We start from the raw sequence: 22650 nt of genomic DNA on the forward strand, positions 1-22650 counted from the left end.
GCCATCAATGGAAATGAACTCCTGTCGCAGATAACCGCACCCGAACAGTACGGTTATCTACTAAAAAAAGATTAGTAGTCGATCGTCACATCATTTCGCTGCCACTGAATTTTGCCTCTGCTCTTTTTGTACTTACGCAGCAGCACATACAATGCTCCAGCGCCGCCATCCTTATTTTGTGCAGTGCAAAATGCCAAAACAACACGCTTAAAAGGGTCACGAGTGAGCCATTCCTGAATGCGCTCACGCAACACAGCATACCCTTCTGGAGAATTTTTCCCACGCCCCGGTATGAGCAACACAGTGCGTTTTCCTTTATTATAAGAAGCACGAAGGAAACAAACCAAGGCTTCGTACGCTTCCTGCGCGACCATACCATGCATGTCAAGATGCCCTTCTGGACTTAACTGCCCTGCACGCAACTTTCCCAGTATTATAGGGTCTAGCCCCTCAACATGTCCTTGAATATACTCATTGGTATATTCGAGCCTAAACTCAACCTCACCGTCCAACAACGCTTGCAAGGCTTTGACCGGATCATCGGCAGCAGTTCCTTTTTTTGCACTTAGCACAACATCGGGCACAACTTCGCGTCCCTTGTTGCTCAATCCGGTTACACCTTTCATTGCAGCAGCAAATGCGTCCTCTTCAGGAACCTCAACCTTCGGTTTTACAGAACTTACAGCTTCTTTGGATCGCTCACGTGCTGTCTGTTTTTTACTCTTTTTCTTAGAAGCTTTTGAGAAGCCTTTCGCATCCTCCATCCGCATTGCCGGTTCATTGGAATGAATGCATTTTTTCACTTTTCCCTGACCACCATCTAAGTTGGATACATTTGACATTGCTTGAAAAAACAAGTCTTCATCATCTGAAGGAACTGAAAACAACTCTTCTTCAGGAATATGTTTTTTTGTGTGCTTTGCTTTTTTCTTCTTTGGTGCACTGGGGTCAGGAAAATCTTTTTTATTCAATTTTTTAAAAGGATTATTGTCCATATCTATCACCTTCACTACGCATTATCATAAAAAAATATCGATACAAAACACCCTTTACAAGGACGCTTTAGTGCTCTTATAACCGTCGAGCAAAATAAGGAGCATACATGTATTCTTTTACCCCAACTGGTGTCTGTGCTAAACAGATTCTGTTCGACATAACCGATGGTGCTATCCACGACGTTAAATTTGTTAAAGGCTGTCCCGGCTCCCTTTCCGCATTAAGCAAAATGCTTGAAGGGAAAGCTGTTGAAGAAGTTATTTCTCTCCTCAGAGGAACTCTTTGCGGTACAAAAAACACTTCCTGTCCAGATCGACTTGCTGAAGCTCTTGAAGAAATTCAGAAAGGCAATGTTACTCCGTATGAAGTAAAAGCAGCCTCAAGCGGTTTCAACCCGTTTTCATAACAGCTGATACATTTTTTCTGTGTACCAGCAGATGCTAACGCAGCATTAGAAATAGTTCTTTATGCGAAAAAAATACCCTGACACCGTCGTGTCAGGGTATTTTTACATCTAACTTAAAAATTCCCAATCTTTTATTTTCAGGTCCACACTGGCACTGCCGTTGTACCGGTCAATTCTTGGAGAATATGCAAGACGCAACTTCCTGCCCTCCATAGAAGGCGGTATGTCATCAACCATTCTCCATGCTTTTGCATGCAATGTAATACCGGAATCCAAGTCGAGCAATTCCAACTTCAAATGCTTACGAGCGAATATGCGACGGGACTTGAGAAGTAACACTGGCGAAGTAAAAACAGGTTCGCTGTTTCCCATACCAAACGGCTGTAACAGCTCAAGCTCTTTAAGTAAGGTGAAGTCTGCTGCTAACTCAAATCCCATTGGAGCATCAAATTTCAATGTTGCTGTTAACTGCTTATCCCCAACAGTCTCAATCACAATCTCGTTGAATCGCTCACGCAACTCATCCAGATTGTCCGCTGCCAGAGACATTCCCGCAGCAAGCTTATGCCCACCGAACCCAAGCAACAAATCTTTGCAACGACAAAGACCTTCGTGAAGATGAAACTCGCTTATTGACCGACCTGAGCCTTTAATATTGTCACCTTCACGGCATAGGATCAGCGTCGGCTTGTAAAACTTTTCCACAACCCGTGAAGCCACAATACCGATAACACCGGAGTGCCAGTCTTCTCCGTACAGAACTAACCCCATTCTGTCAGACTGAGCTTCTGCCTGTTCCATAGCGGCATTGAGAATACGCTCTTCTTCATTTTTGCGCTCTTCATTCATCACATCAAGCTCACGGGCAAGCTGGCGAGAACGCTCATAATCATCAGTAAGCAGCATTTCCAGAGCAATATCAGCCTTACCCATTCGTCCTGCCGCATTTATGCGTGGGGCAAGACCAAAAGCAACCTGTCCTGCTTCAACAGCTCCACCAGCAGCGTAACCGGAAACTTCTTTCAAAGCTGCAATGCCGGGGCGTCGAGCATCTTTAATTTTGAGCAAACCATTTTTAACTAAAATTCTGTTTTGACCGGAAAGGCTCACTACATCGGCAATAGTGCCAAGTGCAACGAGATCAAGTAAATCCCGCACATCTACTTTTATCTTGGATTCTTTTACAAGGTGAGCATTTAGTGCACACATTAAAAAGAATGCAACACCGACACCGGCAAGATGCGGGCACGGGCATTCACTAAGCCTAGGATTACAAATAGCGTGTGCATCCGGCAACGTTTCAGCAGGAAGGTGGTGATCTGAGACAACAACAGTCATCCCCAGCTCTCGAGCTTTGGCAATCGGTGCAAAATCTGTGATGCCGCAGTCTACTGTAAGCAGAAGCTCTACACCATCCTCAGCTAGGCGCTCAATCCATGCCTCGTTAAGACCATAGCCTTCTTCCATACGATTCGGGATGTGCTGGATAATGTCATACCCGTGCGCTTTAACCATCTGGGTAACAACTGCGGATGATGTTACGCCATCCACATCATAGTCGCCCCATACAGCCATTTTTTTACCTGCACCCAATGCATCTGCAAGTACAGCGGCGCTCTCTTCCAGCCCCGGCCACTTGCAAAACGGCTCAAGATATTTAAGCCCCGGCGAAAGATACTGCTGCATATCCTCTGGCGTGTGCATGCCACGCAACCATAGGATATCAATCAGTGTCTGAGAAATTTCTAACTGTCCCGCCCAGTCTGTCAATTCGGAAGGTGCGCTTTCGCCTTCACGCTGTACCCAATTTTTAGCCAAAACAACTCCAGTACGGTAACAATATCATCTAATGTAAAAGTAACAGCAGAGAATTACATAGGTAATTCTCTGCTGTTCAAAGTAACGTATCGTAATAAAATAGTAAGAAGCTATTCTAAAAACAAGTCATCATCGTCGTCATCACTGCCGAATACGTCGTCCGCTGAAGGTGATGGTTCCGGTGCTTTTTCCGGCTTTGCAGATTCAAGCTCAAGTCCGTTCCCTACAGCAGCTGAGACTTCTTCTTTTCTACTTGCCGCAACTTGAGCTGTACGAACAGCAGTGCGTACTTCTGAAACTCGATCTTTAGGTACAAGATTTTTATCAAGAAGCCATAAGAAGAATTTGATAACAACATCAAAACCAGGGTTAACTTCAATTGCCTTCATAAGATAATCTACGCACGGGGCATATTCTTTATTTTCAAAGTAGGCGCGAGCAATGTTGTAATAAAGGTGATCGTCACCACCCGACAATTCAAGAGCTCTGTTGTAGTATTCCAAAGACTGTTTCGTCATCTGGTTTTTACGAAGGCTTATGCCGAACTCGTTAAATAAATGTTTGTGCTTTCCTTCAAACGCAGCATCCAGCTTAACAAGTCTTTCAAAGATGTTATTAGCTTTGCTGGTTTCTCCGCGATCAAGGTAGGTTAACCCCAGCCCGAAGTTAGCACGAACATTTTCTTCATCAACCTGTAGAGCATTGCCGTATTCAAATTCCGCAGTAAAGTTCTCACCGTTATTTCTGTGCGTGTCGGCACGGTCAACAGTATCGGCAAGTTCCTGCATTTTCGGGAACACTGTTGTTACATAAAACTCAGGTTCCGGCTGAAAACGTGCAATAAGATCTTCCAGCGTGATGAAACGTTTTTTTCCTGAAGGGATATAATTTGCGTTAAGAGGCTGAACTTCCATTTTCCCGTCCAGCTCTTCCACAAACCAGAAAGTTTTCTGTACGGACTTACGAACGCCAGTACCGGTCTCTGTCTTTTTCACTTCCTGCGTGGAAAAAATGCCTTTAATCGGCTCCCGTTCTTCCTTTGAAATTACTTCCTGTACACCCACTTCAACCTCCTCAGATCCAGCAGAAACTCGTGGTTATATTTTCATGGACTCCAGAATCTCCTGTGCAGCATGCAATGGAGATTCCGCCCCTGTTACAGGACGCCCGACAACCAGATAGTCAGATCCGGCTTTCACAGCTTGTGCCGGAGTCATTGTACGTCTCTGGTCATCACCAAGGGAAACCGGACGGATTCCCGGGGTAAGACAAATAAACTCATTCCCGCAAGATTTTTTGATTGTATCAACTTCAAAACCGGAGCAGACAACGCCGTTAATGCCCCATTCCTTACCGGATGTAGCAAACGATACTACTGTATCTTCGAGCGATGTTGTCATTCCTTTAGGTAAATCTTCCTGAGACATTGATGTAAGTACAGTTACACCGAGCAGCAACGGTGAAACACCAGAATCTACAGAACCTTCTGCCAGACCTGCAACAGCAGCTCTAGCCATGCGCTCTCCGCCCATAAGGTGAATATTTACCATGTCCACACCGTGCCGTACGCTGGAGCGCACTGCACCTTGAACAGTATTCGGAATATCAAAGAACTTCATATCAAGAAAGACTTTGAAGCCCATTTCTTTTAATTCACCAATAATTTCAGGGCCTGCGGCTGTAAAAAGCTCCAACCCTACCTTTACCCAGACATCAGCACCTTTGAGCATTCGCGCCATAGCAAGTGCTCCTGCTTTATCCGGATAATCAAGCGCAATAACAAGATTCGCCATGCTTATCTCCAGTCTTCCATAATAGAATCAACGAGATCAGGAGAGCTTTGTGGTGACAGCGTAGCAGCGATATATGCACTGCGCAGCTGATCGTACGCTTTATCCAGATCATCGTTAACAATCCATGCGTTAAACCAGTGTGCCTGCTCCAACTCTTTTTGAGCATTTGCAATACGACGCATAATTGTCGACTCATCATCAGTGCCGCGACCACGCAAGCGCTTTTCCAGTTCTTCACGGGAAGGAGGCAAAATAAATACGTAGCAACCTTGCTTTAAGTTTCCGTAAAGCTGGCTTGCGCCCTGCACATCTATATCAAATATAATGTCATACCCTTGCTGGAGCATTTCTAAGGTTGCCTCTTTAGGCGTACCATAGAACTTGCCATGCACCTCAGCCCACTCTGCAAAGAAACCGGCATCACGCTTTTCGCAAAACTCTTCTTCGGATACGAAGTAATAATCTTTGCCGTGAACTTCGCCCTCACGAGGCTGTCGGGTAGTGTATGAAATCGAAAACGAAAATCGAGGAAATTCTTTCAGCAGACGTCTTGTCAAAGTAGTCTTGCCAGTGCCGGAAGGTGCACACAGTACGAGAACAATTCCCCGTCGACCAGTTGAATCAAAAGCTGTATCGACGTTACTGGAAATATCGAGAGTCATTAGTCGTTATCCTCCTGTAGGAAACGCTGACTAATAGTTTCAGCCTGAATGGCAGATAAAATTACATGATTTGAATCTGTGATAATTATTGAGCGTGTTTTTCGCCCGTGTGTTGCATCAACAAGCCGCCCTTCATTTTTTGCATCTTCCCGAACACGACGCATAGGAGAAGACGTGGGCGTCACAATACTTACAACACGGTGATGCACAACATAATTACCAAAACCGATGTTAAGCAGTTTACTGCTTTTCATACGTTACTCCAGATTCTGCACCTGTTCCCGGCATTTCTCGAGTTCGTTTTTGAAATCAACGATGATACGTGCAATTTGCTGATCTTGAATTTTGTTGCCGCATGTATTCACTTCGCGGAAACATTCCTGCAACGTAAAATCAAGACGCTTACCAGCTTCGCCACCGCCTTTGATAAGCTCATCCAAACGCTCAATATGCGCGTTCAAACGGGTGATTTCTTCACTTACATCAAGCTTATCGGACAGAACTGTAATTTCCTGTAAGAAACGTTGTTCTTCCAGTTCAGCTTCGACACGGGCGAGGACTTCGGTAATGCGGTCACGCAATGTTTCAAAGCGCTCTTCTTTAATCTGCGGTGCACGCTCTGTAATGGTAGAAACCCATTCGCGCATACGTGCTGTGCGCTCAAGCATGTCAGCAGAAAGAGCTGTCGCTTCAGTTGCGCGAGCTTTGTTCCAGTCAGCAAGCGCAAGTTCGAGACCTTCAACAAGCTGGTTAGAAAATTCTTTTTCCGGTTCTTTATTACTGTCTTCCCAGAGAAAAGACATGCCGAGCATACGGGTGTAGTCCGGTGCAAACTCATCACCGCGTTTCTGGGCAAAGGCAGCCAGTTCATCAAGCATCGCTGTTGCCTGAGCCGTATTAAACGCAACTGCCTGCAACTCTGCGCGCTGAATCTGCAAGTTGAGTGTAATTTCTACACGACCACGCTGCCCGAATTTGCGCACAGATTTTTCAAAACGGGTTTCCAGTGAGCGCGCCAGCATAGGGAGACGCCATTTGATATCAAGATGACGGCTGTTAACGCTTCGGATTTCCCAAGTCATGGTAAAGCCGTCGCCTTCGTGGGTGCAACGACCGTATCCTGTCATGCTTTTAAGCATATATTCCTCTCTATATGTCAAAGCCCTGCGGTACTATTGCAGGGCATACGTTTTTTTTTGCATACAGGAGTTCTCTCCTGCATAAGGGAATAGCCGCAACAAGTTGCTTGCTACGGCGCTCCACGCTTCCTACTCTACATCCATTCGTTATTCAAGACATGTTATAACATAGAGTTGAAACTTTTCGGAAAATAACCGTGGAGTATACAGAAAAATAATACTCTATACTAAAAAGCAGCCGGACAAGTGCCCGACTGCTCATATGTTTTATTCTGCGACAACACGCAATCCACTTTTTTCAAATGCGACAGCTGTGCCGGTTGCTATCTCCCGTAATCCACAACCAAACGGGAGCGTTTCAAAATAACATTCTGTATAAAACTGCGAAACACCTTTTTTCTCATCCGTAGACTGCACAACAACATCCAAAGGAATTTTTTCATCAATCAGTTGTTGCAGGAAAGTTTTTTTCTTTGCAGCAATGACATCACGCACAGCCTTTGCCCGTTCTTTTTTTATCTGCTTAGGCAATTGATTCGACATGGTTGCTGCCGCAGTACCCGGACGAATAGAGTATGGGAAAACATGGGCATAGGTTATAGGCATAGCCTCAATAAACGCCATTGTTTCTGCAAACTCTTCTTCTGTTTCCCCCGGAAAGCCCATGAGGATGTCGGCACCAAGCCCATACACAGGCCAAATTGCGTGCAATTTTTCTAAAAAATCTAAAAGAGGGGCTGTCTTATAATGTCCGCGTCCCATGCGTTTTAAAACAGAATCGCTCCCTGATTGCAACGAAATATGAAGCTGAGGCGCAACCATTGTGCTGCGAGCCAAGACATTCAAAGCTTTTTCTCCAAGTTGCCCCGGTTCAAGCGATGAAATTCTGAAACGGGCTTTGCCACCCCATTTTTTGCCAAGTGCAGATTCCAATTCGTCAATCAAGTCCCAAAAATCGGGAGTACCATCAAGGTCACGCCCAAATTGCCGCAAATTCACACCGGAAAGAATAAGTTCTCTGAAACCGGATTCCAGTAAGGTTCTGGCTTCTGTCACGATATCCGCGATACTCCGAGAACGGGAGCGTCCACGAGTCAATGGAACGATGCAGTATGTGCAACGGTGTGAACAGCCATCCTGTACTTTTACAACAGCACGGGCACGATTATACTTAGTTACCGCAAAATCAGGAAATACATTTTCCGGCTCAGTCATGCCTTCTTTTAATTCCGGCCATGTCTTAAGAGATGTTTTTGCATCTTGTGGAACAATGCGAACAACACCCGGTAACACTTTTAGTTCGTCGCCCATAACTTGTGCGGCACAACCTGTAACAACAATCTGTGCGTTTTCGTTTGCCCTATGCAACTGGCGCACAGTAGACCGTACGTCACTGACAGCTTTTGCAGTCACTGCACAAGAGTTTACGAGAATAAAATCAGCACCCGCCGCGGAGTCCGATTCTAAAAATCCGCGGGCAATCCACACTTCGCGTAGCGCCTGTGTTTCGTACTGATTAATTTTGCAGCCAAGTGTTGCTGCATAAAATGTATAAGATTCACTCATTCAAATTCTGCTCCGGCGTAATGTCGCCTTTTGCAGACTAGCCGGAAAATTTGCTGTGTCAACCGGTAAGACGCAAGCTAAAGCTGACATCGTTTTTCCCTCTGCTAAAAAAATCCTCTCCACCAACATATTGTTGTTTCGGTTAATCGCCACAACTCTTCGTTTCTAATCCGTATTTATATTCAACTACTTTTTCGTTTGCTGTTACCATAGCAACCACAAAGGGAGTTGTGCTGCTATTACCCAGCGCTGCAAGGCAACATTTTTATACAAACTTCCGGCACGAACAGAACATTAGATGCTCTTGCTACACAGGTTCTTCTATGACCGTACATGAAAATGAAACGAAAAAATCCGAGGCGTTCGCTCACAAGACTAAAGGATACTCAATGCGCTCATCCCGTTGGAGTATGTTACGAGAATTTTTACGCGACCCTTTTTCCACCGGCACTGTCTGTTCCAGCAGTCCGAGTCTTTGCCGTATGATAGCCAGCAACGAATCGCTGCAACATGCTGACGTTGTGGTTGAGCTAGGAGCTGGCACTGGTTGCATTTCAAAACACCTGTTGCAGACAGTGAAACAAGAAGCCACATTTATTTCGATTGAGAAAAATCCCCACCTCTATAAAACACTTATCGCGCAGTACTCGCACTCGTATTTTGTTTTAGGCAGTGCAGAAAATCTCCCCGACATTCTTTGCGAAAAATCCATTCCCAAAGCAGACGTCATAATTTCATCACTGCCGTGGGCATCATTTTCTTCCGATTTGCAAGATCAAATCACGCAGGCAATACGCGCCAGCCTCAAACCTAATGGCATATTCATCACATATGCCTATGTATGCGGTGCAATTCTGCCTTCTTTTGCAACATTCCGCAGACAGTTAACGCAATCATTCTGCAACGTGGATACATCACAAATTGTCTGGAATAATTTCCCGCCTGCCTTTCTTTACCAGTGTCGACAACCAGTTCCAGTTTTCACAGAAACAACAACGGCAAAGCCTTCAACCCGCTCAAAATATACCTGTTAAAAAACCTCCCGAAAGTTTTTTCAGGAGGTTTTGTTACTACTCTTTTTTCCATGTACCCGGTCGAAGTTGGAGCTTTTCTATCCGGCTATAAAAATAATCTTCTGGCACATCGCGCCGCTCCTCTCCAGGGCGTAAACTTGTAATTCCCAGTCGTCCAATAATTGCCCGACCTTCTTGTCCTGCCTTCATGGTTCGCACACCCCACACGTCATGGAGCATTATTGGTTGCTGTGCAACTTCATCGTACCCTAAATAAATCCCGATGTGCCCTTTCATACCGATAAGTGAGAAGAACGGCACACCGTTTTCTATGATGATGTCGCGCTTGTCAGCTGCGGTCAGACCTTGCAAAGAGATAGCCTTTTCTCCTTTATCTGCTTGCAAGCTAGAGTTCCTTGGCATCCACACACCGAATACCGCGAATAAATCACGCACGGTTGACGAGCAATCTCTGTCTTCAAACAAACCGCCCCACCCGTAGCGTTGCCCCACTATATGGCTGGCAAGCTCTGCCAACGCGCGTGGCGTGAACACCATAGGAATCTGCGCCACATACTTGCAACGCATAGGCACTGCAAAAAACTCCACTTTCCCAAGCGCATTTCGAGCCGGAACCAATAGCTGAACACATGCAACCGGCGTAACTTTCGGAGCACACACTCTGATTGTATTTTTACCAATTTTTTTAACAAAAACTGTTTCGCTGGCTTCTGGTACATCAACAGCATTCGCTTGGACATTTTCTGTTTGTCCCCCAACGCTTCCGAATGAAGGAGGAGCAGTCGGGAGCATCCCACCAACAAAACCTGTTGAAAGATACATCCCCTGCGCTGTTTTTAAAGCAAGGTTATCCCGCATAAGCGCATACAGCGTTCCTGACATGAACATTTCTTTCTGCTGTTCTGATACATACGCAACATCGTTTGCCGGAATCCAACCACTGGCATAGGAAGTTTCTACATAAAGCCATTTACCGGATACCGACACATGAGAGACAAATAGTGGAGTGCCTACATGAACAGCAGAATTTTGGAAATAATCAAAAGGAAATCCTTCACCAGCCTGTGTAGGATTTAAAAAGTATGGTTTGACGGTTGGAAACACACGTAAAGAAGAGTGGCGCACGGTAATGGCATATCGCGCCATACACGGATACGTCTCCATGTTTTGACGCGCTATTAAGCAATCCATCGCCTTTTTTGACCATGGCAATAAATTTTCAGCGTATCCTTTGGAATATGGGTACGCTGCAATGCCCCAAAACGCATCTTCTTTAGATCGTGTAGGGCTATCCTGACGCCAAGGTGCAAAATGATATTCCCGTAACGCAGCAAACTGCTCTGCCTGTTCGGCAGGTGTCATTACAGGTGTATGTGCGGTGTATGCTAAATACGATGTCGGGTTTTGGGATAGGTTCTCTAAATCTGCAACAGTATTCTTTTCCAGATATTCCTGCGCGGTATACTGACAATGCGAACCGCAACCGGAAAGCCCTAAACTCACGCAAAAGACAATGACAGGCAGTAAAAAAAATCTATACACAGTACGATATCGTTTTGAATCCCTCACAAATCCTGTCACGCTATTCCCCCACTACCCTCTCGGGCTAATTTCTCCAACCGCAGCGACTGGCTGCACCTTGCAAATCATCTTCAGTTAAACCGACCTGCACATCATACTCAACAATCTTTGCTAAAGCTTGGAATCGTTTAATGAGAAGCAACTTTCCAATTGTCAGTTGTACGCCGAAAAACAACAGCCAGAAAATACTGTGTGACCACAGAGCGGTAAGAAATGCCACCATTGGAAACAAAAACATCAGCAGCATAACATTGCGCTCTTCAACAGAGCGGATAACACTCCAGATCCTGAAACCGTCTGTAGCGCGGGTGACCCAACTTTCATAATCAGTTGCCGGAGGTGCAAAAAAGAGCACTCCAGCTTCTACGAAAAATAGAAAAATTATCCACCATGCCGACTGCGACCAGAAAGCAATAAAAATAAGCAGAGTCAGAATGACTCGTGGCCAAAATGTAAGAGGATTACGTGTTTTTTGCCAGAACAACCCTGTCAAAGATTCTGCTTTTTGATAATTCATACGCCCCTCCTAATGCTGTGTACGCGAGTATGTATGACTCAAGTTGTGCTTATGTCCAAAGTGCACTGAAATAACTTACAGCAGTTCAACTACCACCTGCACATATCCCTTTGTCATTACCTGTACATACTACCAAGCTGCACATGCGTACTTTTCAGCGTGATATTCACAATCGTAGTCTTTTCGGTACACTGAAAAAGTTTTTTTGAGAATATCACATGGCAGGAAAAAAGAAATACACACTCATTATTTTATCATCCCGTTATGCTTACATCTATTCCTCACACAGCTATATGTCTGCTGCCAACAAAAAAAGCGCCTTCACCTTTTACAGCGAAGACGCTTTGCACACAAAATTTATGAACAAAGTATTGCACAGCATTTTGCACATTATGTGCACAGAAACTTATAAATCCTTTCCTGCCCAGATTACCCGCCCGATTACCTCCCAGCTACGGGACTCATCACGCGGGTCAATTTCAATATCTTGATACGCCAGCTCGCGATTATCACCGCGGAACAGATATTTTCCTGGAATACGGGAAAAGCGTTTTACGTATATTTCATCATCAAGGCGAACCACATACACCCTGTCTTCAACAAGCTGCTTATCTGACTGATTTACCAGACAAAGATCTCCATTATGCAACGTACTTTCCATAGAACGCCCCATAACTTCCATAATTTTCAAGCTATTGGCATCCTGTGTTTTATGCAGAATCCAATCAAGTCGAAATGCGTAACGCCCATCTGAAGAATCACTTGTTGCTAAAGATCCGCCACCTGCGCTTGGTCGCGCTTCAGCCTTATCAACAAAAATAAATTCTTCCTGATGCCCGTTCCCTTCCCGTGCAGGAGCGAGAAAAGTTGTAGCAGAGTCGTCCTGCGAAGCATCTTCGTACACATGTTCCTGCATACTACGTCGCTCTGCTCCAACAGAAAGTGGAAAGTACAATTCCGTTGAAGACTCGGTTTGCTCGGCTACTTTTTCAAGATGACTCGTTAATCTTTTTAAGTTTTGCCTATTCGGGTATCGCTCACCTTTTTTCCAAGCATACACTGTACGTGAGCTTACCCCTGCAATAGCTGCAAGTTCTGGAACCCCACCCACGAGCGTAATCGCCTCGGCAATAAACTCTTGAAGCTGCCATTCTTCTTCACTGTAATCTTTGTTCATATGTATGAAATACCATAATGTTCAAAAAAATAAAACAAGTTTTTGCACAAAATGTACAAACAGCTTGACGTGAATGTGCATTTTGTGAACAATATGCTCACTTCGCCACTTCATGGTCACTTTTTTCAATCAGAAAGTATGGTTAAAAACTTTCTGAGGCATATTCGGAGGAACACGCATTATGTCCGGTTATTTTTATCACGCCCCAGAACGCACCCGTTGTACAGTGTGTGGTCGTAACTTTTCCCGACCTTGGAGAATGGCGTGCGTAGGGCTTGCTATCTGCCCTGAGTGTAACCAGCCCCGTACAGGAAGCGGATACCAGCCTATGGTGCAAATAGAGGTAGGAGAACACCAGCGCTTGCTACAGCTGTACTATGCTGAGTTTAACCACCATGCAGCACCAACCCCTAACTCTGGTCACGCAGTTATGCGGGCAATTGAAAGATGCAACACGTTTTATAATGGAGGACGGTCATGCCAATCGTAGCTTGTAACCAGTGCGGAGCTGAGTTTTATGTCCGACCGGCACGCTACAACGCCGGAAAAGGGAAATTTTGTTCCCGAAAATGCGCTGCGGAATCAAAGCGAATCAAACAAACCGTCAGCTGCCCGTGGTGCGGGCGGCACTTTGTAAAACGTGCATCGCAAATATATTGCTCCCGCTCGTGCGCTGCTTCGGCAAACCATGCCGCACACGACAGGCATAGCAGTGATGAAAAGTACTGCATTGTTTGCGGAAAAAAATTCACGACCGGTGTAAGCAACAAACTATGCAGCAACGCATGTCTTGCACAACACAGAAACGGCACACGAACAGGTGGATATTCTCTGTTTGACGACCCTTGGGCAACCGGCGCAATTCCACCGGACAGATACGCCAGAGACTTATTCCGCATGCCGGATATCGGGCTTGGCTTCTAAACTTTCCCCACGAACCTACTCAAAGGATATGCATGAACACGTACGGTTACGACAATGACAATGGCTACAGACCCGAAATAGCACCGGAATACCCACAGATGTTCCAAGCTCCGGCGGGCTTTCCGAACAAATCGGGAGCATCTATTCCAAATGGACAAATAATTCTGGTGGGACTTGCAGCAATCTGCAAGGCGGTGGGCGCTGGTCCAAGTACTATTAAAAAATGGATCAGAGAAGAAGACTTTCCGGTACGCAAGTGCTCTGACGGCATTTATAGAGCTTCGCCGGAATCCATTCGGGACTGGTTTGCAATGTCCCGTCCACACAAAATGTAAACATCAAATTCGAGCTTTGCGGTGAATGCTTCGACCACTCTTAAAAGCCCTCTATTCCAGCCTTTAGACATAAAAAAACGGGGATGAATACATCATCCCCGTTTTTTTACGAAATATACCTACACACGGCAGCGCAAAACTTTAACACCATCTTCGAACAAAACTTCCATTTTGTTCGGCTTGGTTACGGTCTGCACTTCCCCCATACCAAAGGTAGGATGCTGTACAACATCGCCTTTAGTAAAAGTGTCGTTCATGCTGTATGTACGAGCTCCGTCAGAACCCTTAGCGACCATTGCAGTTTTCCATGCAATCATAACAGCTTCTGCTTCCTGTTTTGCACGCTGTGCAGCACGGGTCTGAGCAGCTTTTTTAGCAGCAGCAGAACGAGCAGCGGAAATTGCTTCTTTACGGGAATCGCCATTGCGAACTTTCTTCACAGTGGAAACCTGTGCTTTGCTCTTAGGGGCACGAGCTTCACGGTATTTGTGCACACTACCGCAAGCCTGACATTCCACCTTAACAATTTCGCTTCCAACCATTGCCACAATCACATGCCCTGTAATGTCACTACAGCGCGTACATTTAGTATCAATACGATCACCTGCAGTGAGGCTGCCTGTTTTGCTCATATCTAATCTCTATTTATTGCAACGTTATATCTAATCTTATAATTCAGGAAGAAAAAAGCCACAGGGCTGAGCCTGCGGCGTGTTTTCTGCCAATAGGAAGGTGCGCACCATACAGCTTTGACTATCTGATGGCAAGAACTCAAACAGAACTTCAGCAAGTTTTATCTTTTTTTCACTCAAGTTATTACAAGTTCAACACCTTCATCCCCCCTAAAGGCATGCTGCATAACAAGCCGTAATTCAATAGTAAATCATAAAATTTTTTCTATTTCAATTTTATTCCATACTATATCCATCCAGAATTCGATCCGGTTATTTTTTATCCCTTACAATTCCTACTTGCAGGGAACCGCTTGTCGAGGTAGGCAAGAGCGCACAAACTACTTTGCTATAACGGAGCATCCATGAAAATTACTGTTGAGATTGGAAACAGCAAACAACGTAAAGATATTGTTGATGAACTTGGAATAATCGGTGAAGCTGCAAAGCACGCCACAATGGCGTTTCGCATTCAGGAAGTCATCGTTCCACAAGATTTTGACGCAAAAGTGAACGAGCTTCAGGGCACAAATGACTTCAGGTCTATTCCGGGTGCAGAGCCTGTTGCACGTAGCATCTTTCACGAAAAAGGCTACTACCTGCTGTTCCATCCCAACCTGTTTACAAAGCATTATGACAATCAGGTTCGCTTTTCTATCTACTGGCACGAGTTTACTCTTATCGTAAACAAGGGGCGCTTCCCTGTGCTTACTCGTCATAAACTGGATCGCTACGCGAACTACTTTATGAACCTGTATCAACTGTTCGACCAGTACGACGCAGTACGCAAGTCATTTGAATTCCGTGATGCTATAGTCAAAAATGTACTTCAGTCAGAACTTTCAGACACAGCGCGAACCGATCTTGAAACATCCCTTATGGGCAACCTTGCCCTGATTAATAATAAACCTGAGTACTATGACTGGATTAAATTCCAGCAGCAGGAATTTGCGACACACAAAAATGTTTCTCAGTTCCTTGCTCAGATTCAAGGTAAAATTTCTCAGCTTTCGTTCTCCATTATTTTTGCCTACGCAACAATGGATCATTACGAATACCTGCGCGAAAAAGAACAGCTTATCAGTGAAGCGCCAATGCTGGATAACAATACACGAGTTCTGCTTGAGTACTTCCGCTTGAAGTATGAAGAAGGCAGCCCTGACCTTTCCGACGGCGTTGATATTATGGAAGCATTCTGGGCAAACTTCGGCATTCGTTTTGTTGACGGCAGCCACTCCCTGCAATGCGAAGTCGTTCCACTGGGCTAAGCATATCTTTTGTTTTTCCACAAAAAAAGACCCTCTGTTTTTTGCAGAGGGTCTTTTTTCTATTCTCAATTAACCGCGAGCCAAAATTTGGTCACTGATCTCTTTGTAGATATCGTTAATCATAATTACGCCGATAACATGACCGCCTTCCATCACAACCGCATAGCTGCGACCTTTTTTGACAAAGTCTTCCAGCACAAGCAGTAACGGTTCATCAGGACGTATTACCGTCATTTCCTTATCCATAACGTCTTTTACAGAAATGGAACCAGAAACCTTGCAAGCATTTGTAAACATCTGCTCATAACGGTTTTCATCAAGGCACTTCATGCCGTCGCCATGCAACAACGTATCTTCCATAAAACGCATTGTGTCCCATATTGAAACTGCGCCTTTCACCCGACCGTTTCTATCTTTGACCAAAGCACACAAACACCCTTCGGAAGCACAGGCATTCAATTTCCGAATAGCCTCTGCGAGTGGATCATCTATTTTTACAACAGGATAATCATCACGTAAAATATCCCACGCACGTCTACGTAATAGCATAATCGAAACTCCTAATATTCCAGAGTACGGTTAGTCTCTCACACTGAGCGAATAACTGGCAAGCTGCGATAATTTGCTGCCGCTATTCAACAATGCACTTAATAGGCTGCAATTCAGGTGGTTATGACTGTATTGCGTTAGAGTAACGGTAAACATTTGTGAGCAGGACGTAAAGCTGATTCGAAAACTTTTTGTGAAAAAAATAACAAACGCACTATTCGTACCTGTACAACGCGCTGGTTGTACCATTTTTTTCAATTACGACAACCTATTCCACATACATAAAAAAAGATCATCACTACGAATGCATCGTTATTTTTACAGCAAACTGATAACCAGAGCAGGCATCAAAACTTCAATTTCAACTTTCGGAGTACGCTTGCGCTCAGGGCTATATTTAAGCTTCTTTACATTTCGGGCTAAAATATACCCATACTTATTTCTGCTTGGAATGCGCACCTCGTAAACAACAGCATCGAGATGGTCGAGCATAATTGAACGCATACGAATGACACGTCGCCCTTTTCCTAAATGAGAAATCTGATTGCGACGCATGAAGCGGTTAACTTTTTTGGGGTGATACGCAGCAACTTTAAAAAATTTTTCAAGTGTTCGTAGGTCGGGATAAACCTTGCTTAGTCGCTTTGTAACAAATACATCTTTATAGCGCGTTGCTTCTGCCTTTTTTTCCATTGCCATAGTCACGAGTGCACCAGCCATTACCAGTACTAAAAGTACCTTCGTCAGCGTGTTCATTACTCATCCTCTCTTTCTATGCATGAAATCACATGCGATACGGAATATTACCCTTCACACAGTGCAGCCTCAGCTCCCCCAAAAAGCTACCGTTACAAATCGATAACAATTCGAATGCTAATTGCAGTTGTGCATATCCCTTCGCAACGCACTATCATACTAGCTAGTTAGACATATTTGCCCCCCAAATACTGCCTTTACATATACTTCAAAACCAATTTTTTAACGTGCCGAAAAGAGGCGAGGCATTTCTGCAACTTGCATAGTACATTACCACCCTGTGCAGGCACCGATTCCCCCTTTCCGGCACGACATCACCTAATTTGCAGTCAACTTCTTACACCAAGTATACTTTACGGCTTATTGCTTACCTTCGGAACTCATTCCAACTTTATCACGCAATTCACTTACAGCCTTATCAAATTCCTGCATTTGCGTGGAATCGAGAACTTTTGCCACATCGGCTCGAACTGAATCTTTTAATTTATCTAACTCAGTACGAACTTCCTGCAACGATTCCTCTGTCTTAGTTGGTTCATGAAGGCGAGCCATAAGAAGACTGCGATCCTCCCTAGCTTTAGCCATAATCTTTTTAATTTCAGTATGCTGTGCTTCTGTCAACTGTAGCCGCTTAACAATTTTATTTTCAAGCTGGGCATAGTATCCAGAGCACCCACACACATCTGCAAAAGAAATAGTAAAAAAGCTTAAAAGAATCCCTAACATTACCGTCAAATTAAGTAAACGAGTCATAATAACAACCTTATTTTTATGATGTGCAAAGACCATCAGTTAAAAATGCATCCTATTCAGGACAAAAAATGGTGTAGCAGCTCATATATTACATCGTTTCACAACACTTGGCGGTTACAATTTTTACTATTTACATCCACATAAAAAAACTCCCCTTTTTATCAAGAGGAGTTTTTGAAAATATGATCCGCTCTTAACGGTATCAAAAAAAACAGCGCTTGCGCTCCAAGAGCGCACCCACATTAAGTCTATTCATCTACAAGAACACGTTGCGTTTTAATTTGCAGAAAACAACGCTGTTGCATTACAAATAGCCGCTGAATAATACCCACTTAATCAAAATCAGACATTAAAGCGCCTATATGAATGTTACCAATGGATATTTTGCGGTACTTATCACGCAGCCGCCACATAGCTTGATTTAATTCATTTATAGAAATTCCATTGCGCACTGCTGTATATGCTTCAATATATGCAGCAAGCTCGTCGCATACTTTTAGCATTTCCCCATCTTTAGGATTTACAGAGTTATCATTATATATTGATTGAAGCTCATCAAATGTAACGCGCTGGACTTTACCGTTTTGTTCAATGCAATCATGAAACTCTGAACCTGTTTCTGTTCCTAAGAAATATCCAAGCCTGTCTGCTATGTCGGTGTACCCTTCGTCACGCAACGGCTGAAAGACTCGGCGCTCAAGTTCTTCATCCTCATACGCTTTAATCAGTACATCCAATTCCTTAACAGATTTTTTTACTGGAGAGATAATATCCCGTGTCAGCATCTCCGGTAGGTCATGGAACAGTCCGCAGAAAAAGTTATTCTGTCTACGTGCTGGACAAGCATCCTGCACAACAGAAAAGAAATAGCTGTAGCAACCGACCAAAAACATGTGTCCCATAACGGAGGTTTCTGGAATCCTAGGCATCTGTGACCAACGCTTTTGGAATCGCAGTTGACCGCAAAGATTGGCAAGTTTACCCAGCGCATGGGTTTTCGGGTTCATTAACTCTGGAAATCCTTTAAGAGCCTGAAATTCTTTTTGCTGATCTAAAAACGATTCACGAATTTCATCCAGTTCATCATCAAAGGCATTTAGCCCTTCAATAAGCTTAAATTCCCAGCTGCTGGCGTAACAATGAGCAGCAGCAAGAATATCATCAGCAAGTTCATGCTTTCGATCTGAATCAAAATAGGCAAGAAAACGCATCCAAAAATCAGCACCCAAGGTGCTCAACACTGGCTCCAATTCTCCCTGTACCCATGCAACCAACTGACGGTAGTGCTCCGGATTTTCTTTAATACGATAGTAAACAGGTGGCTTAATATCGGTAATAACAAGTCGGAAAAGATAATCAAAAATTCCCCATTCAACAATTCTATCACCAAGGACAAGCCGCTCTTCAGCAGTCATATCACGCGAGTTTTCCTGTAACAACAACCACGCAATGATCATTTTATGAGCTTGCTTATCTACCTCATATAACTCTGCGGGACGTAATTTATCATTCCAGCGTTTCATATATGCACCAGAGAAAACAGTTTGCAGCAGTCCCTTACGAATACTTGACATAATAAAAAATCCTCATATTTTCAGAAAAATCACTTGGCAACGAAACAGTCATGGTATAAGAACGTTGTTTCCGCACGAAGCCGGAGGTCTTTTCCAGGATTTTTCACGAATCCGGATCCCCCCGTACAACCGCCGACTTTGGGCTGACCGATCTTATTGTTATATTGACATGGAAACAAGAACTCCATAAGAGCCAACGTGTTTCGACACTAGGAGTAATATAGATGAAAACTTTCAGCCCTAAGCCTGAAGATATCACACGCGAGTGGTTTGTAGTTGACGCTGAGGATCAGATCCTCGGTCGCCTCGCTACCCAGATCGCTCACCGCCTTCGTGGCAAACATAAGCCAGAATTCGCACCTCACGTTGACAACGGTGATTTCATCGTAGTCGTGAATTGTGAAAAAATCAAAGTTACCGGTAACAAGATGGCAGACAAAATGTACTACCGTCACACCGGTTTCCCAGGTGGCCTCAAAGAAGCTAACCTTGAGACTATGCTTGAGAAGAAACCTGAAGATGTTATTCGCAAAGCTGTTCAGGGTATGCTTCCTAAGAACCGTCTCGGTCGCGCTATCATGAAGAAGCTCAAAATTTATGTTGGTAACGAGCACCCACATGCTGCTCAGAACCCTCAGGCTCTTGAGCTTAAGTACTAGATTAGAGGTAGGAGATTACTATGTCCAACGAATTTGATTACGGCACAGGCAGAAGAAAGAACGCTACTGCTCGTACCCGCCTCTACGCTGGTAGCGGTCAGATCACTGTTAACGGTCGTCCTTACGATGAGTACTTCCCTCGTAAGACTCTCCAGATGATCATTCGTCAGCCTCTTGAGCTTGTTAAAATGCTCGAGAAATTTGACGTTAAAGTAAACGTAGCTGGTGGCGGTATGTCCGGTCAGGCTCTCGCAGTACGTCACGGTATTTCCCGTGCACTTCTCGAAGTTGATGCAGACATGCGTCCAGCACTCAAAAAAGCAGGCTTCCTGACTCGTGACGCTCGTAAGAAAGAGCGTAAAAAATACGGTCAGCGTGGCGCTCGTGCTCGCTTCCAGTACTCAAAGCGTTAATTTCGCTTCGAGTTTACTGCTCGATCTTCAAGGCAGGTTCTTACGAACCTGCCTTTTTTTGTATCCATGCACTTAGCGCCTGCCCCTCAACATTGACAGTACTTGTCTGTACAGGCAGAACAAAAGGCGATAACCAGATTAGCAAGGAAATACTCATGGCAGATTACCCGAACGAAACTGATTGTATTACCCTTATCGGTATGGCAAGTGCTGGAAAATCCACATTAGGGAAGATTCTTGCTCGTCAGCTGGGCTGGGTGTTTATTGATACCGATCATCTAATCGAAGGTCAGTACGGAACAAACTTGCAGGCTGTAACGGACTCCATGACTAAAGAAGAATTTCTTGATGTGGAGTGTTCCGTTGTAAGTGCAGTACGCGCAAAACGTTGCGTTATTGCCACTGGCGGCAGTGTTGTGTACCGCGAACAAGCCATGGTGCATTTACAATCGTTAGGCCCTGTTTGTCATCTGGATGTCGGTTTACCGAATATCCTCAAGCGCATTGCGGAAAAACCGGATCGTGGACTTGCCATTGCTCCGGGGCAAACTATTGAAGACCTCTACAGCGAGCGTGCTGCGTTATACAAAAAGTATGCAAGCATCAGTGTCCCGTGTGATAATAAAACACCCGACGAATGTGTAACGGCTCTGCTAAAAACGTTGGGATTATAAACATGAAAAAGAAGAACAAACGTACTGCAACAGTCGGCACATTTGGCAAGCTGGCAAAACTTTACAAAAACATGGCAGATGCATACGCAAAAACAGCTGCTGATGCAGGACTCTCCTGTGCAGGCTGCCAAGATAACTGTTGCTACAGCTATTTCCAGCACCACACATATATTGAGTGGGCATACATGTGGAAAGGGCTAAACGCGCTGCCTGAAGAAAAACGTGAATATTTCATCCAGCGAGCTAAAGATGTTGTGGCACAGTATGAAGCTGCCATTGCTAAAAAAGAGCGCCCGCATGTTATGTGTCCACTAAACGAAGATGGTTTATGCGGATTATATGAGCACCGCTTAATGATCTGTCGCATGCATGGCACAAAGAACTTGATGATCTTCCCTAACGGTGAACAACGCTATTTTCAGGGGTGCTATCGCTTCCGCGAAAAAGTTGAAGGCATGGATGAATTCATGATTCCAATGCTCAACCGCACCCCTTTCTATCAGGAGCTGGCACAGCTGGAGATGAAGTACGCCGGGGCTGCATTAAAAAAAGTTCCACGCGTAAACCTGACTCTCGCTGAAATGATAGTTCAAGGTCCTCCTGACCTTTCATAAAATAAAAAAAAACGCCTCATAGAGGCGTTTTTTCGTGTGTCACATAATCCCGCATTTGAGCAGATACTGCGAAGAATGTATCTGCATCATTACAATTACGGACAAAGAGAAAGCGACATAGATGTAGTGTATCTACAGTACGACGTACATACACTAAAAAAGAATATTTCTATTCTTCATTTTTGCGTCTTCTTTCCCATAATTTCATATTGTTCATTTTTTTACGTCGTTCACGTTGTAATGCTTTACAAACCAACGGCGTATTCTTTTTCAGCCCCCACTTCTCGCGGTAAGAGATTGCATCAAGGTCATGCAGTGCGAGATGCCTTTTAGTTAAAATCTTAAAAGTCTTACCACATTCAAGACATGTAACAGTCTTTTCTTTAATAGACTTTTTAGGATCAACTGCAGCTTCTTGCGTTTCTTCAGCAAGAGCATCTTCTTCACTAATAACTCTGATTCCAGACGCAAGTGTTTTTACCATTGAGGTAATTTCTTCCTCTGCCATGGTCCGCACACTAGCTTGCGCCTTCACAATTTCCAACGCTTCTTTTAAGTAGTCTTCCATTTAATGCACCTCATGAAATACTATTGCTCAACGACTAGGCACAACTCTTTTGCGTTATGTAAAAGCTATTCATTAAATGAATACATGTTCTTTTAACCCTCGTCAAATAAAGCACTTTTTATTTTTGCTACTTTTTTTCTGAGTCTATTTTACTATGCCACTACAGAGATGAAAGGACATTCTTATTTAATTAATATTCCCTT

The 22650-nt window shown here is 44.3% G+C and carries 27 protein-coding genes; 10 read left to right on the forward strand and 17 right to left on the reverse strand.

Annotation, left to right across the window (positions count from 1 at the left end; genetic code table 11):
• Positions 1–71: 71 nt before the first annotated feature.
• The gene (locus N4A56_RS03225) at positions 72–995 is read right to left on the reverse strand and encodes a Smr/MutS family protein (RefSeq protein ID WP_295545023.1); all 924 of its coding nucleotides are present in this window, start codon (positions 993–995) and stop codon (positions 72–74) included.
• A gap of 107 nt (positions 996–1102) precedes the next feature.
• Here N4A56_RS03225 and N4A56_RS03230 point away from each other — a divergent pair, with 107 nt between their 5' ends.
• A complete protein-coding gene (locus N4A56_RS03230) occupies positions 1103–1402 on the forward strand; it encodes a TIGR03905 family TSCPD domain-containing protein (RefSeq protein WP_293668932.1) in 300 nt (99 codons plus the stop codon).
• 108 nt (positions 1403–1510) lie between these two features.
• Here N4A56_RS03230 and recJ read toward each other — a convergent pair whose 3' ends face one another.
• The 7 genes from recJ to mtaB all read right to left on the reverse strand — a co-directional run bounded on the left by recJ (position 1511) and on the right by mtaB (position 8380).
• A complete protein-coding gene (gene recJ, locus N4A56_RS03235; protein WP_295545024.1) occupies positions 1511–3220 on the reverse strand; it encodes a single-stranded-DNA-specific exonuclease RecJ in 1710 nt (569 codons plus the stop codon).
• 110 nt (positions 3221–3330) lie between these two features.
• Positions 3331–4284 (reverse strand): tetratricopeptide repeat protein, encoded by a 954-nt coding sequence (locus N4A56_RS03240; protein ID WP_295545026.1) that lies wholly within the window; start codon positions 4282–4284, stop codon positions 3331–3333.
• Between the two features lie 33 nt (positions 4285–4317).
• Positions 4318–5013 (reverse strand): orotidine-5'-phosphate decarboxylase, encoded by a 696-nt coding sequence (gene pyrF, locus N4A56_RS03245; protein WP_293668937.1) that lies wholly within the window; start codon positions 5011–5013, stop codon positions 4318–4320.
• Positions 5014–5015: 2 nt separating this feature from the next.
• Entirely contained in the window at positions 5016–5675 is a 660-nt protein-coding gene (gene gmk / locus N4A56_RS03250; RefSeq protein WP_295545028.1) for a guanylate kinase, read from the reverse strand.
• On the reverse strand, positions 5675–5929 hold the full coding sequence (locus N4A56_RS03255; RefSeq protein WP_293668939.1) for a DUF370 domain-containing protein: 255 nt from the start codon (positions 5927–5929) through the stop codon (positions 5675–5677). Before N4A56_RS03255 ends, gmk begins: the two co-directional genes overlap by 1 nt.
• A 3-nt stretch (positions 5930–5932) precedes the next feature.
• The gene (locus tag N4A56_RS03260; RefSeq protein ID WP_293668940.1) at positions 5933–6814 is read right to left on the reverse strand and encodes a YicC/YloC family endoribonuclease; all 882 of its coding nucleotides are present in this window, start codon (positions 6812–6814) and stop codon (positions 5933–5935) included.
• Positions 6815–7081: 267 nt separating this feature from the next.
• Complete coding sequence (mtaB, locus tag N4A56_RS03265) at positions 7082–8380, reverse strand: tRNA (N(6)-L-threonylcarbamoyladenosine(37)-C(2))-methylthiotransferase MtaB (protein WP_295545031.1); 1299 nt, start codon at positions 8378–8380, stop codon at positions 7082–7084.
• A 389-nt stretch (positions 8381–8769) separates the two neighbouring features.
• On the opposite strand from mtaB, the gene N4A56_RS03270 reads away from it, so the two are divergent.
• The gene (locus N4A56_RS03270) at positions 8770–9414 is read left to right on the forward strand and encodes a methyltransferase domain-containing protein (protein ID WP_295545032.1); all 645 of its coding nucleotides are present in this window, start codon (positions 8770–8772) and stop codon (positions 9412–9414) included.
• Positions 9415–9450: 36 nt separating this feature from the next.
• Here N4A56_RS03270 and N4A56_RS03275 read toward each other — a convergent pair whose 3' ends face one another.
• The 3 genes from N4A56_RS03275 to N4A56_RS03285 all read right to left on the reverse strand — a co-directional run bounded on the left by N4A56_RS03275 (position 9451) and on the right by N4A56_RS03285 (position 12689).
• Positions 9451–10995 carry an SH3 domain-containing protein gene (locus N4A56_RS03275; protein ID WP_295545034.1) on the reverse strand — a complete coding sequence of 515 codons (1545 nt, stop codon included), beginning with the start codon at positions 10993–10995 and terminating at the stop codon, positions 9451–9453.
• A gap of 25 nt (positions 10996–11020) precedes the next feature.
• A complete protein-coding gene (locus N4A56_RS03280; RefSeq protein WP_295545036.1) occupies positions 11021–11512 on the reverse strand; it encodes a hypothetical protein in 492 nt (163 codons plus the stop codon).
• A 406-nt stretch (positions 11513–11918) separates the two neighbouring features.
• Positions 11919–12689 carry a S24 family peptidase gene (locus tag N4A56_RS03285; RefSeq protein WP_293668947.1) on the reverse strand — a complete coding sequence of 257 codons (771 nt, stop codon included), beginning with the start codon at positions 12687–12689 and terminating at the stop codon, positions 11919–11921.
• Positions 12690–12870: 181 nt separating this feature from the next.
• Between N4A56_RS03285 and N4A56_RS03290 the strand changes: the two genes are divergently transcribed.
• The 3 genes from N4A56_RS03290 to N4A56_RS03300 are packed head-to-tail and all read left to right on the forward strand — an operon-like array spanning position 12871 to position 13948.
• Positions 12871–13179 (forward strand): hypothetical protein, encoded by a 309-nt coding sequence (locus tag N4A56_RS03290; RefSeq protein WP_293668949.1) that lies wholly within the window; start codon positions 12871–12873, stop codon positions 13177–13179.
• Positions 13167–13613, forward strand: coding sequence for a hypothetical protein (locus N4A56_RS03295; RefSeq protein WP_293668951.1), 447 nt, complete (start codon positions 13167–13169; stop codon positions 13611–13613). Before N4A56_RS03290 ends, N4A56_RS03295 begins: the two co-directional genes overlap by 13 nt.
• A 32-nt stretch (positions 13614–13645) precedes the next feature.
• The gene (locus N4A56_RS03300; protein WP_295545039.1) at positions 13646–13948 is read left to right on the forward strand and encodes a hypothetical protein; all 303 of its coding nucleotides are present in this window, start codon (positions 13646–13648) and stop codon (positions 13946–13948) included.
• Positions 13949–14067: 119 nt separating this feature from the next.
• Here N4A56_RS03300 and N4A56_RS03305 read toward each other — a convergent pair whose 3' ends face one another.
• The gene (locus N4A56_RS03305) at positions 14068–14580 is read right to left on the reverse strand and encodes a hypothetical protein (protein WP_293668954.1); all 513 of its coding nucleotides are present in this window, start codon (positions 14578–14580) and stop codon (positions 14068–14070) included.
• A 404-nt stretch (positions 14581–14984) separates the two neighbouring features.
• On the opposite strand from N4A56_RS03305, the gene N4A56_RS03310 reads away from it, so the two are divergent.
• A complete protein-coding gene (locus N4A56_RS03310) occupies positions 14985–15887 on the forward strand; it encodes a hypothetical protein (protein WP_295545040.1) in 903 nt (300 codons plus the stop codon).
• A gap of 69 nt (positions 15888–15956) precedes the next feature.
• Here N4A56_RS03310 and N4A56_RS03315 read toward each other — a convergent pair whose 3' ends face one another.
• The 4 genes from N4A56_RS03315 to N4A56_RS03330 all read right to left on the reverse strand — a co-directional run bounded on the left by N4A56_RS03315 (position 15957) and on the right by N4A56_RS03330 (position 19519).
• Positions 15957–16436: a CBS domain-containing protein gene (locus tag N4A56_RS03315; RefSeq protein ID WP_293668957.1), complete on the reverse strand. Its 480-nt coding sequence runs from the start codon at positions 16434–16436 to the stop codon at positions 15957–15959.
• A gap of 318 nt (positions 16437–16754) precedes the next feature.
• Positions 16755–17192, reverse strand: coding sequence for a hypothetical protein (locus N4A56_RS03320; RefSeq protein WP_293668958.1), 438 nt, complete (start codon positions 17190–17192; stop codon positions 16755–16757).
• A 360-nt stretch (positions 17193–17552) separates the two neighbouring features.
• Positions 17553–17945, reverse strand: coding sequence for a hypothetical protein (locus N4A56_RS03325; protein ID WP_295545043.1), 393 nt, complete (start codon positions 17943–17945; stop codon positions 17553–17555).
• Positions 17946–18277: 332 nt separating this feature from the next.
• Entirely contained in the window at positions 18278–19519 is a 1242-nt protein-coding gene (locus N4A56_RS03330; protein ID WP_295545045.1) for an HD domain-containing protein, read from the reverse strand.
• A gap of 224 nt (positions 19520–19743) precedes the next feature.
• Here N4A56_RS03330 and rplM point away from each other — a divergent pair, with 224 nt between their 5' ends.
• From rplM to N4A56_RS03350, 4 genes are all read left to right on the forward strand, one after another.
• Positions 19744–20178: a 50S ribosomal protein L13 gene (gene rplM / locus N4A56_RS03335; protein ID WP_293668962.1), complete on the forward strand. Its 435-nt coding sequence runs from the start codon at positions 19744–19746 to the stop codon at positions 20176–20178.
• A gap of 20 nt (positions 20179–20198) precedes the next feature.
• Positions 20199–20591, forward strand: a complete 393-nt coding sequence (gene rpsI / locus N4A56_RS03340; protein WP_290925507.1) for a 30S ribosomal protein S9 — start codon at positions 20199–20201, stop codon at positions 20589–20591.
• A 155-nt stretch (positions 20592–20746) separates the two neighbouring features.
• A complete protein-coding gene (gene thrB / locus N4A56_RS03345; protein WP_293668964.1) occupies positions 20747–21265 on the forward strand; it encodes a homoserine kinase in 519 nt (172 codons plus the stop codon).
• 2 nt (positions 21266–21267) lie between these two features.
• Complete coding sequence (locus N4A56_RS03350; protein WP_293668965.1) at positions 21268–21879, forward strand: hypothetical protein; 612 nt, start codon at positions 21268–21270, stop codon at positions 21877–21879.
• A 169-nt stretch (positions 21880–22048) separates the two neighbouring features.
• Here the strand turns inward: N4A56_RS03350 and N4A56_RS03355 are convergent, their stop codons facing one another.
• Positions 22049–22447, reverse strand: a complete 399-nt coding sequence (locus N4A56_RS03355; RefSeq protein WP_293668966.1) for a MucR family transcriptional regulator — start codon at positions 22445–22447, stop codon at positions 22049–22051.
• Between the last annotated feature and the right edge of the window lie 203 nt (positions 22448–22650).

The organism is Halodesulfovibrio sp., from assembly GCF_025210605.1.
Classification (GTDB): domain Bacteria; phylum Desulfobacterota; class Desulfovibrionia; order Desulfovibrionales; family Desulfovibrionaceae; genus Halodesulfovibrio.

Coding starts and splice junctions, on each gene's coding strand:
- N4A56_RS03350 (WP_293668965.1), top strand. CDS start 21,268: ATGAAAAAGAAGAACAAACGTACTGCAACAGTCGGCACATTTGGCAAG.
- pyrF (WP_293668937.1), bottom strand. CDS start 5,013: ATGGCGAATCTTGTTATTGCGCTTGATTATCCGGATAAAGCAGGAGCA.
- N4A56_RS03300 (WP_295545039.1), top strand. CDS start 13,646: ATGAACACGTACGGTTACGACAATGACAATGGCTACAGACCCGAAATA.
- N4A56_RS03230 (WP_293668932.1), top strand. CDS start 1,103: ATGTATTCTTTTACCCCAACTGGTGTCTGTGCTAAACAGATTCTGTTC.
- N4A56_RS03355 (WP_293668966.1), bottom strand. CDS start 22,447: ATGGAAGACTACTTAAAAGAAGCGTTGGAAATTGTGAAGGCGCAAGCT.
- N4A56_RS03315 (WP_293668957.1), bottom strand. CDS start 16,436: ATGCTATTACGTAGACGTGCGTGGGATATTTTACGTGATGATTATCCT.
- N4A56_RS03260 (WP_293668940.1), bottom strand. CDS start 6,814: ATGCTTAAAAGCATGACAGGATACGGTCGTTGCACCCACGAAGGCGAC.
- N4A56_RS03290 (WP_293668949.1), top strand. CDS start 12,871: ATGTCCGGTTATTTTTATCACGCCCCAGAACGCACCCGTTGTACAGTG.
- N4A56_RS03320 (WP_293668958.1), bottom strand. CDS start 17,192: ATGAACACGCTGACGAAGGTACTTTTAGTACTGGTAATGGCTGGTGCA.
- N4A56_RS03305 (WP_293668954.1), bottom strand. CDS start 14,580: ATGAGCAAAACAGGCAGCCTCACTGCAGGTGATCGTATTGATACTAAA.
- mtaB (WP_295545031.1), bottom strand. CDS start 8,380: ATGAGTGAATCTTATACATTTTATGCAGCAACACTTGGCTGCAAAATT.
- N4A56_RS03255 (WP_293668939.1), bottom strand. CDS start 5,929: ATGAAAAGCAGTAAACTGCTTAACATCGGTTTTGGTAATTATGTTGTG.
- N4A56_RS03280 (WP_295545036.1), bottom strand. CDS start 11,512: ATGAATTATCAAAAAGCAGAATCTTTGACAGGGTTGTTCTGGCAAAAA.
- N4A56_RS03295 (WP_293668951.1), top strand. CDS start 13,167: ATGCCAATCGTAGCTTGTAACCAGTGCGGAGCTGAGTTTTATGTCCGA.
- N4A56_RS03325 (WP_295545043.1), bottom strand. CDS start 17,945: ATGACTCGTTTACTTAATTTGACGGTAATGTTAGGGATTCTTTTAAGC.
- N4A56_RS03285 (WP_293668947.1), bottom strand. CDS start 12,689: ATGAACAAAGATTACAGTGAAGAAGAATGGCAGCTTCAAGAGTTTATT.
- N4A56_RS03330 (WP_295545045.1), bottom strand. CDS start 19,519: ATGTCAAGTATTCGTAAGGGACTGCTGCAAACTGTTTTCTCTGGTGCA.
- thrB (WP_293668964.1), top strand. CDS start 20,747: ATGGCAGATTACCCGAACGAAACTGATTGTATTACCCTTATCGGTATG.
- N4A56_RS03310 (WP_295545040.1), top strand. CDS start 14,985: ATGAAAATTACTGTTGAGATTGGAAACAGCAAACAACGTAAAGATATT.
- N4A56_RS03270 (WP_295545032.1), top strand. CDS start 8,770: ATGCGCTCATCCCGTTGGAGTATGTTACGAGAATTTTTACGCGACCCT.
- rpsI (WP_290925507.1), top strand. CDS start 20,199: ATGTCCAACGAATTTGATTACGGCACAGGCAGAAGAAAGAACGCTACT.
- gmk (WP_295545028.1), bottom strand. CDS start 5,675: ATGACTCTCGATATTTCCAGTAACGTCGATACAGCTTTTGATTCAACT.
- rplM (WP_293668962.1), top strand. CDS start 19,744: ATGAAAACTTTCAGCCCTAAGCCTGAAGATATCACACGCGAGTGGTTT.
- N4A56_RS03225 (WP_295545023.1), bottom strand. CDS start 995: ATGGACAATAATCCTTTTAAAAAATTGAATAAAAAAGATTTTCCTGAC.